At 49.5% G+C, this 10,988-nt stretch carries 6 protein-coding genes, 1 tRNA gene and 1 pseudogene; 1 reads left to right on the forward strand and 7 read right to left on the reverse strand.

Going from position 1 to position 10,988, the window contains the following annotated elements:
* Positions 1-15 precede the first annotated feature (15 nt).
* From lon to ACPV3A_RS34475, 7 genes and pseudogenes are all read right to left on the reverse strand, one after another.
* Entirely contained in the window at positions 16-2,352 is a 2,337-nt protein-coding gene (gene lon, locus ACPV3A_RS34445) for an endopeptidase La (RefSeq protein WP_426204295.1), read from the reverse strand.
* Between the two features lie 84 nt (positions 2,353-2,436).
* Positions 2,437-4,146 (reverse strand): ATP-dependent protease LonB, encoded by a 1,710-nt coding sequence (gene lonB, locus ACPV3A_RS34450; RefSeq protein WP_426204310.1) that lies wholly within the window; start codon positions 4,144-4,146, stop codon positions 2,437-2,439.
* A 603-nt stretch (positions 4,147-4,749) separates the two neighbouring features.
* Entirely contained in the window at positions 4,750-5,859 is a 1,110-nt protein-coding gene (ispG, locus tag ACPV3A_RS34455; protein ID WP_071223433.1) for a flavodoxin-dependent (E)-4-hydroxy-3-methylbut-2-enyl-diphosphate synthase, read from the reverse strand.
* A 114-nt stretch (positions 5,860-5,973) separates the two neighbouring features.
* On the reverse strand, positions 5,974-7,239 hold the full coding sequence (gene clpX, locus ACPV3A_RS34460) for an ATP-dependent protease ATP-binding subunit ClpX (RefSeq protein ID WP_071223434.1): 1,266 nt from the start codon (positions 7,237-7,239) through the stop codon (positions 5,974-5,976).
* Positions 7,240-7,253: 14 nt separating this feature from the next.
* A pseudogene (clpP, locus tag ACPV3A_RS34465) lies at positions 7,254-7,837 on the reverse strand (ATP-dependent Clp endopeptidase proteolytic subunit ClpP).
* 275 nt (positions 7,838-8,112) lie between these two features.
* The gene (gene tig / locus ACPV3A_RS34470) at positions 8,113-9,435 is read right to left on the reverse strand and encodes a trigger factor (RefSeq protein ID WP_426204297.1); all 1,323 of its coding nucleotides are present in this window, start codon (positions 9,433-9,435) and stop codon (positions 8,113-8,115) included.
* A gap of 145 nt (positions 9,436-9,580) precedes the next feature.
* Entirely contained in the window at positions 9,581-10,420 is an 840-nt protein-coding gene (locus tag ACPV3A_RS34475; protein ID WP_071223436.1) for a hypothetical protein, read from the reverse strand.
* Positions 10,421-10,780: 360 nt separating this feature from the next.
* Here ACPV3A_RS34475 and ACPV3A_RS34480 point away from each other — a divergent pair.
* Positions 10,781-10,854, forward strand: a tRNA-Arg gene (locus ACPV3A_RS34480).
* The last annotated feature ends 134 nt before the right edge of the window (positions 10,855-10,988 follow it).

The following is a 10,988-nucleotide window of genomic DNA, read 5'->3' on the forward strand; positions in this document are numbered from 1 at the left end:
TTTAGACTTTCCTCTCTAGTGCACTCCCGCTTGTTCAACGAGCGCATGCTCCAGAACCTGATCCATATGGGATACCGGAACGAACTCAACGTCGTTCTTCACGCTGTCAGGGATATCACGCAAGTCGCGTTCGTTATCCTTAGGGAGTAATATTTTTTTGTAGCCGGCACGGTGGGCTGCCAGGGATTTCTCTTTCAAGCCACCAATCGGAAGAACGCGTCCCCGAAGTGTAATTTCCCCCGTCATGGCCACATTACGGGCTACATGCCGTTTGGTTAAAGATGAGATAAGAGCCGTCGCAATCGTAATGCCGGCTGAAGGGCCATCCTTCGGAATGGCTCCCTCCGGGATATGGATATGGACATCCAGCTTCTCGTGGAAATCCGGATCAATGCCCAGTTCTACCGCTTTTGAGCGGGTAAAACTGAAGGCGGCTTGAGCCGATTCCTTCATCACGTCGCCAAGCTTACCCGTCAAGGTCAGCTTGCCAGTCCCAGGCACCACGGTTACCTCAATGGTTAGTGTCTCGCCGCCCACTTCCGTCCACGCAAGCCCTGTTACCGTGCCCACTTGATCTTCAAGCTCGGCCATGCCATAGCGAAACTTCGGAATTCCGAGATATTCCTTAATATCGTCAGCCTTAATCTCAATGGATTCCGATTGATTGGTGACGATCTGTTTGGCGGCTTTGCGGCACAGCGCAGCCACTTGCTGCTCCAGATTCCGCACCCCGGATTCACGGGTATACTCCCGGATCACCTTCATGAGCGCTTCCTCGTCCAGAATCAGTTGCTCCTGCGTCAACCCATGCTCACTCTTCTGCTTGGGCAGCAAATAACGATTGGCGATCTGCAGTTTCTCCAGCTCCGTATATCCCGGAATGTACAGCACTTCCATCCGGTCCAGGAGCGGTCTTGGAATGTTATGCAGCACGTTTGCCGTCGTGACAAACATGACGTTGGACAGATCAAAAGGAATTTCCACGAAATGATCACTGAACGTATTATTTTGCTCAGGATCAAGTACCTCAAGCAGGGCTGAGGACGGGTCGCCGCGGAAGTCGGATGCCATCTTATCGATTTCATCCAGCAGGAATACAGGATTCATTGACCCTGCCGTTTTCATGCCTTGAATGATACGTCCCGGCATGGCCCCTACATAAGTGCGCCGGTGGCCGCGGATTTCCGCCTCGTCTCTTACCCCGCCTAACGAAATGCGAACGAACTTGCGCTCCAGAGAGCGGGCGATGGACCGGGCCAGTGATGTTTTGCCGACCCCGGGAGGGCCAACCAGACATAGAATAGGCCCTTTCATCTTCTTCACCAGCTTTTGCACCGCCAGATATTCCAGCACCCGCTCCTTCGGCTTCTCGAGTCCGTAATGGTCCTCGTCCAGCACTTGCTCCGCTTTGACGATGTCCAAATCATCCTCGGTCATGTTGGTCCACGGCAACGCCAACAGCCAATCGACATAGTTCCGAATCACGCCGCCCTCAGCAGAGCTCGCCGGCATTTTCTCGAGTCGGTCGATTTCCTTCTCGACCTTCTCGTGTACGCGCTCCGGCAGTTCAAGCTCCTGAAGCTGACTTCGGAGTTCCTCTACTTCCCCGGCACGGCCTTCCTTGTCGCCAAGCTCTTTCTGAATGGCCTTCATCTGTTCGCGCAAGTAGTATTCCTTCTGGGTCTTCTCCATTTGCTTCTTGACCCGCTGGTTAATCTTACGCTCCAGCTCCAGCACTTCGCGCTCGTTATTCAGTATATCTAGAAGTTTCTCGAGCCGTTTGCGAACATCAATTGTTTCGAGAATTTCTTGCTTATCCTTGATCTTCAGTGACAAATGACTCGTGATGACGTCTGCCAGTCGACCCGGCTCATCAATATCGGAAACGGCCGCCAGTGTCTCTGGTGTCACCTTCTTTGACAGATTGATATAATTCTCAAACTGAGACAGTACGGTTCGCATTAATGCGGAAACTTCAGGGTCATGGTTCTCTTCTTCGGGAAGTTCCCGAGCGATGACCTCATAGTATTCCTCTTGATCCGTATATTCAATAACTTCCGCCCGTTCCATACCCTCCACTAGCACACGTATGGTACCATTGGGAAGCTTAAGCATCTGGCGTACATTCGCAACTGTGCCAATCCGAAAAATATCATCCTGCGTCGGTTCTTCAATGTTCACTTCCGATTGAGAACATAGGAGAATCAAATTGTCTTCAACCATCGCCTTTTCTAAAGCCTTTACCGACTTCTCCCGGCCTACATCCAAGTGAAGCACCATGCTTGGATAGACCAAAAGACCTCTCAAAGGCAGTAAAGGAAAACGACGACCTTTGGATTTACTGGGTCCCATCGCTTTCGCACCTCCAATGGCTCTCAATGTTGACACTATTCCTATTTTATCAAATCTGCGTATAAAAAACCAACCATACGAAGCTTAACATCCTCCGGCGTCCGTTATTTTACCGTTGCGCGGAGGCGTCGCCTGCAGCAATGAAGCGGAAGAGGATGGAAATACCTCGTTTGCGGGGAGCTGAACAACCTCGGGAGCGAACGTTCCGCCAAAAATATGGCCGAACACTTCATCCACCGATTCGACCGGAATTACCCGCAAACCGCCGCTCAAATCCTGGAACAGCGTCTGCCAGTTGTCTTTAGGGATGATCACGCGGGTCGCGCCTGCTTGGAATGCCGCCTCCACTTTAGCGATGACCCCGCCTATCGGTTTTACTTTTCCATGAATGCTCATCTCGCCGGTCATGGCGACTTTGTTATCAACTTCAATCCCTTTCATGGCTGATACGATCGCAGTAGCCATCGCAATACCCGCGGAAGGGCCGTCAATCGGCGTTCCTCCAGGGAAATTGATATGCAGGTCATAGTTTTTCGGCGTAAAGCCCATCGAACCGAGCACGGTTAGGACATTCTCGATCGAGCCTTTGGCCATACTCTTGCGGCGCAGCTTGCGTGAACCTCCGCCAAATTCCTCTTCATCCACAACCCCGGTGATATTGTAGGTACCCCGGCCCTTCTCGACAGGTACCGCAGATACTTCAATTTCAAGCAGTGCCCCCATATTCGGGCCATATACCGCCAATCCGTTGACTACGCCGATCTGAGGCTTCTCCGGTATTTTCCGGTCGGGCCTAGGCTGAAGCTGGCTGCTGCTGGCCACCCATTCCACATCCGCTGCCCGCAGCGAATCTCGTTTCTCGGTCAATGCAAGACCGGCAGCCAATTGAATCATATTGACCGCTTCCCGCCCGTTAGAGCAGTACTGCTTCACAACTTCAACCGCTTCCGGCGCAGCATTCAAACCAATTTTCTGAATGGCATCCTCTGCAATCCTCCCAATCTCTTCGGGCAAAAGCGGACGGAAAAAAATCTCCATGCAGCGTGAACGAAGCGCAGGAGCAATCTCTTCGGGCGAACGTGTCGTAGCACCCACCAAACGGAAGTCCGCCGGAAGGCCATTTTGAAAGATATCGTGTATATAGGCAGGTGTATTGGCATCCTCAGAATTATAATATGCACTTTCGAGCAGTACCTTGCGGTCCTCCAGCACTTTTAAAAGCTTATTCATCTGAATCGGATGCAATTCCCCAATTTCATCAATAAACAGGATCCCGCCATGGGCCTTGGTCACCGCTCCCGGCTTGGGTTGAGGAATGCCTGCAACCCCCATGGCTCCGGCACCTTGATAGATCGGATCATGAACAGACCCGATGAGCGGGTCGGCAATCCCGCGTTCATCGAAGCGGGCCGTCGTGGCATCAATCTCTGTGAATTTCGCGTCATATTTAAACGGAGATTGCGGATTCTTCTTGGCTTCCTCCATCACCACGCGGGCCGCGGCCGTCTTCCCGACTCCCGGCGGTCCATATACAATCACATGCTGGGGATTTGCGCTGCATAAGGCGGCCTTTAAGGCGCGCAAGCCGTCCTTTTGACCCACGATGTCATCCATCGTTTGCGGCCTTGTTTTCTCAGCGAGCGGTTTCGTTAGCGATATCGACCGGAGTTTGCGGAGTTTATCGAGCTCCTTGCGCGATTCCCGATCCACCGCTGTTTTGCTTGTCTTCTGCCCGCGCAATAAATTCCAAAAATAAATGCCGATGATGACCGCAAAAAACAGCTGCACCAGCATAATCACGATACTTAAATTCACAAGTCATTCCTCCTGTACTCCATTATGTCTTCATCCAAACGTTAATACATGGTAGTATTGCCGATTCCTTGGATGGTAAAACGCTGGAGGCGGAAAAGTATCAAAAAGTGGATGGAGATGCTTAAGTAAGACACTTAAGTGAGATGCTCCAATGGGACGCTCCGCGTACGTATCGTTCCTCCGATCGCTGTTGTTTCCGAATTTCATGAATGACGAGTATCAATGTAGAAATTCGGAAACAGCTTATGCTTTCGATGCGAGTTTTCCGGTGGAAAACTTTTAGCCGACCACTTCGTTTCTCCGGAATCGATTCGTCCGCTCCGCTGGTGCGGCGTCAGGCATCCTTCTTTATCGTGGGGGTGGGGAGTGGGTAAAGCATGAGCTTCATAAAAAGAAGCTCCATAAAGAGCAACTTAAAAAAATACATTGAAACGGGCCTCCTGCACGTCTTACCGTGTGTCAGAAATGCCCCGCCCCCCTTAAACTCTTAAAAACAACAAAACGGCAATCTCTTGTGGTCCAGAGATTGCCGTTTTTATATTAGAGATAGAAACTACCTATACGGAAACTTAGTTATCCAGCTTAGACCGTGGATTTGTGCTTGCGGCCCGGGATTTCGCCCGTTTCCTCGTACACCTTCACGATATGATCGATTTCTTTCTTAAGCTCTTCAACCATGGTCTCTTCCGGCACCTTACGGATCATCTCTCCGTAACGGAAGAGAAGACCTTCCCCACGTGCTCCCGCAATCCCGATGTCGGCTTCCCTAGCCTCTCCGGGACCGTTTACGGCACAGCCCAGAACGGAAACCTTGATTGGCACTTTGATCTTCGAGATGTACTCCTCGACCTCATTGGCAATGGAGAACAAATCGATATCCAGCCGTCCGCAGGTCGGGCATGATACCAAGGTTGCCGCATCCGAGATCAGACCGAAGGATTTTAGCAGCTCCCTGCCCACCTTGATCTCTTCCACCGGATCGGCACTCAAGGATATACGCATCGTGCTGCCGATTCCAAGAGACAACAGCGCGCCAAGCCCGGCGGCACTCTTGACGGTACCCGAGAACAGGGTGCCTGCTTCGGTAATGCCCAAGTGAAGCGGGTATGGTATTACTTCCGCTGCCTTCGTGTAAGCTGCAATCGCCATCGGTACATCAGAAGCTTTAAGCGAAACGATGATATCATGGAAATCCAGTTCTTCGAGGATCCCGATATGATATAGGGCGCTTTCCACCATGGCTTCCGGTGTCGGGTACCCGTATTTTTCAAGGAGATGATTCTCCAAGGAACCGGCGTTAACCCCGATCCGAATCGGAATTCCCTTCTCTTTGCATGCTTTCACGACAGCTTCGACCTTTTCACGCTTACCGATGTTTCCCGGATTGATCCGGACTTTATCGATACCGTTCTCGATCGCCATCAGGGCAAGCTTGTAGTTAAAATGAATATCCGCCACAAGCGGAATATGAATGCGTTTCTTGATTTCCTTAATGGCCGCAGCTGCTTCCTCATTGTTCACCGTTACCCGAACGATCTGACATCCCGCTTCTTCCAGACGGAGTATCTCGGCAACGGTCGCCTCCACATCTGCTGTTTTGGTGGTGCACATGCTTTGAATAATGACTTCGTTCTTTCCCCCAATGGTGAGATTACCCACCTTGACGGGCCGTGTGTCTTGTCTCAAAAACATGGTACGATCTCTCCCATATAACGCCAAAGCTCCACCCCAGCAAAACCCGACTGGGTATAACTGGAAGTGGAGAATCAGCGTAGATTTATTCCACGTCTAATGCGCTAAAGCAAATTAGGCGCTTTCTTCTTGTTTCTTGTCGTCATCGTTACTTTTGGCTTGCAGTTCAGGAATCACTTTATCCCGAACGACCTGCTCCGTAATGACGCAATCCTTAATGTCATCTCTGGACGGCACTTCGTACATCACGTCCAGCATGATGCCTTCAATGATGGAACGCAGTCCGCGTGCACCGGTATTGCGCTTAATGGCTTCGCGGGCAATCGCTTCTAGCGCGCCTGGCTCAAATTTGAGGTTTACGTTGTCAAATTCAAGCAGCTTTTGATACTGCTTCGTCAGCGCGTTTTTCGGCTCGGACAGAATTCGTACCAATGTTGCCTCATCCAGCGGTTCGAGTGTAGACACAACTGGCAGACGACCAACGAACTCCGGAATCAAGCCGAATTTCAGCAGATCTTCCGGCAGAACCATCGTCAGGTATTCACCTGGCTTAAGATCCTTCTGGTTTTCTCCGGATGCATTAAAGCCGATAACCTTTTTACCGATCCGGCGTTTAATGTACTGTTCCAATCCGTCAAATGCTCCGCCGCAAATGAACAGGATGTTCGTTGTATCGATCTGAATGAATTCCTGATGCGGATGCTTGCGTCCACCTTGCGGAGGCACGGAAGCAACGGTTCCCTCAAGAATTTTCAGCAGCGCCTGCTGAACCCCTTCACCGGAAACGTCACGGGTAATGGACGGATTCTCCGATTTACGAGCCACTTTATCGATCTCATCAATATAGATAATGCCGCGTTCCGCTTTTTCCACATCATAATCCGCTGCTTGAATCAGCTTCAGCAGAATGTTCTCAACATCCTCACCCACATAACCAGCTTCGGTCAGTGAAGTTGCATCTGCAATAGCAAACGGCACGTTGAGAATTTTGGCCATGGTTTGCGCGAGCAATGTTTTACCGGAACCTGTAGGTCCGAGCAGCAAAATATTACTCTTTTGCAATTCTACGTCCTCAATCTTGCTCTGGGTGTTGATCCGTTTATAGTGGTTATAAACAGCAACGGAAAGAGATTTCTTCGCTTGATCCTGACCGATTACATATTGATCCAGAATGTCACGAATGTCGCGCGGTTTCGGAATATCCTTCAGATCCACTTCTTCCTCATGGCCGAGTTCTTCCTCAACGATCTCTGAACACAAGTCAATGCACTCGTCACATATATAAACACCGGGCCCCGCAACCAGCTTGCGGACCTGCTCCTGCGATTTACCGCAGAAGGAGCATTTCAGCTGCCCTTTGTCATCGTTAAATTTAAACATGCTATTACCACCCCTTAAGATTTGGTCGGTGAAGACAGAACATCATCAATAATACCGTACGCCTTCGCTTCCTCCGCGCTCATGAAAAAGTCGCGGTCTGTATCGCGTTCGATTTTTTCAAGGGGCTGACCCGTGCGCTCCACATAGATTTGATTCAGCTTATGTCTGGTCTTGATGATCCAATCTGCATGGATTTGGATATCGGATGCCTGACCTTGAATACCGCCGAGCGGCTGATGAATCATCACTTCACTGTTCTCGAGCGCATAGCGTTTGCCTGGCGCTCCTGCAGTAAGCAACAGTGATCCCATGCTGGCAGCCATGCCAACGCAAATCGTGGACACATCAGGCTTGATCAACTGCATCGTATCATATATACCCATCCCGGCTGTAACCGAACCGCCAGGGGAATTGATGTACAAAGAGATGTCTTTTTCCGGATCTTCCGCAGCTAGAAACAGAAGCTGGGCAATGACAAGATTGGCAACATCGTCATCGATCGCACTGCTGAGGAATATTATGCGATCCTTCAGTAATCTTGAGTAGATATCGTAAGATCTTTCGCCTCGACTGCCACAACCATAGGTACAAGACTCATGCGACCAACCTCTTTTCCTTGAAAAATATACTACAGCGTTACAAAAGTTATTCTAACATGTTCAAAGCACGATGTCATTTTTTAACCCTGCTTACATTCTATGAACTTGCCAAGAATTATATCCTGCCAACTTGTCTCATTATGTATGTCGAAATTAATAACCAATTCATGTCACAATTAGTAGTAAATTGGCTATTCTTAGTTAAAAATAAGGCACGCATGAAATGTACGTGCCTTATCTAATGTGAGGGCAGCTTACCGCAGCTGCCTATTTATTATTCTTCAGTTGCTTCTTTTTTCTCAACAGGAGCGCCTTCTACGCTGTTTTCCAACAAGAAGTCGATTGTTTTGCGAAGAAGCAGTTCTTCACGAAGGCTGTCAAGGGAACCGTTAGCACCCAGGATGCTGCGGATTTCATCAGCAGGACGTTTGTACGTGTCAGCCATGTTCTCCAGCTCTTTGTTGATTTCCTCTTCAGATACTTCGAGATTTTCTTCTTTTGCGATTTGCTCGAGCACGAGGTTGTTGCGAACGCGTTTGGCAGCATCGTCTTTCATTTGACCTTCCAGATCGGCATTCGTTTGGCCGGAGAAGCTAAGGAACATTTCCAGGTTCATGCCTTGCTGGCGAAGACGGTTGTCGAAATCGCGCATCATGTTTTGAACTTCGGATTGAATCATAGCATCAGGAATTTCAACTTCAGCGTTAGCTGCTGCTTTTTCAACGGCTTCGTTCTCACGAACGCCTTGTGCTTCTTGCTCTTTGCGAGTCAGCAATTGTTTCTTCAGATCTTCCTTGTACTCGTCAAGCGTATCGAATTCACTTACGTCTTTAGCGAATTCATCATCCAGCTCAGGAAGCTGCTTGCGTTTGATTTCGTGAACTTTCACTTTGAAGACGGCTTGTTTGTTAGCCAATTCTTCAGCATGGTAAGTTTCAGGGAATGTCACTTCCACGTCTTTGAAGTCACCAGTAGCCATTCCGATCACTTGGTCTTCAAAGCCTGGAATGAACGTGTTGCTTCCAAGCTCAAGGGAATAACGCTCAGCTTGTCCGCCTTCGAAAGGAACGCCGTCAACGGAACCGTCAAAGTCGATCACAACGATATCGCCAGACTGGGAAGCACCTTCGTCAATAACGGTAAGCTCAGCATGACGTTGTTGCAGACGCTCAAGCTCTTCGCTCAGTTCCTCGTCGGAAACTTCAGCAGCTACTGCAGCAACTTCGATACCTTTGTATTCGCCAAGTTTAACTTCTGGTTTCACAGTTACTCTTGCTTTGAATTTGAAAGTTTCGCCTTTAGCGAATTGCTCGATGTCCACTTCCGGACGATCCACAGGGAAGATATCCGCTTGTTCTACAGCTTCGCTGTATACTTCCGGAAGAAGGATGTCGATTGCATCCTGGTACAAGCTCTCAACGCCAAAGCGAGCTTCAAAGATCGAGCGAGGTACTTTACCTTTACGGAATCCAGGTACATTTGCTTTTTTAGCTACTTTATTAAAAGCTTTGTCGAGGGCGGATGCAACGCGCTCCGCATCAACCTCAACGTCAAGAACGCCAAGGTTCTTCTCTATTTTTTCCCAAGTTGCTTTCATTTATGCTTTCCCCTCCAAAATAATTCACGTGGTCGACGCAATAATGTATCACGTACCGAATAACCACTATAGTATAAACAACATTAAATTCTTTTTCAAGGGCGAACCCTTATGCTACGATACCGTAAACGTTTTCCAACTCTGGCTAATCTTCCACGCCAGCTGCGACAAATTGCTTGAGAGATCGATAGGCTCCCTCATAGCGGAACCTCATGGTGTCCGTTATGCCGTAGAGCGGGCGGATTTCCTCCTCATTGCGAAACCCTTTCAGACTCTCCGACACAATGTCATGCAGAGCAGCCGCCCATATATCAAGCGTGGATTCTTCTTCATCCAGCATGGAATGGTAATCTTCGGTGCCGTAAATCGCCATGATGAACTGAGACCATAATTCCTGCGCAAAATAAAACAGTGTCGGTTCATGAACCTCAGTCTGATCGGCAACGCGCTCCAAAATTCTCGTAATGGCATCCGGGAAACCTCCCGGGTCCAGGGGAACCGTATCGATCTCAATCTCGACGGCTTCCTGCCCGCGATGAAGGCTCACATGCCCTTCCATCCCTCTTCTCCGCAGCGTTTGCAGCACCCGAAATTGCAGCAGCGGATGAAGCGGCGTATCATGCAGCCACTCGACCAAAATAGCGTCGATCTCCGGACGGTCCAAGTATGCAAGCTGTTCCAGCGCCAAAATGGTCTGCTCCGTCAACGGTCCGTTCATGACCGAAGCCAGCAGCTTGTCGGCATATCCGGCATCCTGGGCAACTTTATCCCTAACCATCTGCCTCGCCATGTCCGCTTCGTCCGGGTCATCCTCCTCGGGCTCTGCTTCGTTAACTGAACGGGGTACAGCCTGTTCCGGAAATGCAGCTTCAAGCCAGTCGAGGAGCGAATTCCACTCTTCATAATGCCGTTCATTCTGTCCGCCGCATTTCAGCAGAAAGCGCAGAACCTCCATCGCTTCACCGTAACGTTCATTCTCGAGCATAACCGTAAGCTGAATCTGGTAATAGTCCAGCGTCTTCGGAAACAGGATGATGTTCTTGTCCTCTTGTTCTTGGGAGTAAGAGTCCTTGATAAGGACACCTCCTTTCTAGTCCTGTTTTTCGTATTCGTTGATTATAGCATATGTAATGCCAAGTTAAAAAAAGGCAATCGTCCCTCGTGCGTTGCCGCATCCGGCAACAAGTTGACGACTGTTTTTATATATCCCAGCGTATATTTTATCAATATAACCCGATATGCTGCACTCATAATCTTACAGAACCAATAATCTTTGCAACTTAAAATAATGATTGAATTTTTCCGACGTATGTGATAATATATTTTTTGCTTGAAAAATTTCTATGTCCCAGTAGCTCAGCTGGATAGAGCAACGGCCTTCTAAGCCGTCGGTCAGGGGTTCGAATCCCTTCTGGGACGTAAAAGAAGACACCGTCTTATGGCGGTGTTTTTGCGTTCGCGAGGATGAGAACCCCACAAGGGGGTTCGTCGGAGCCTATGCTTCGGGAGGATTACCTCGCAGTCGGCCCGAAGGGCCGCATCCCTTCTGGGAC

Source organism: Paenibacillus sp. Dod16, from assembly GCF_049893405.1.
Taxonomy (GTDB): Bacteria; Bacillota; Bacilli; order Paenibacillales; family Paenibacillaceae; genus Paenibacillus_AQ.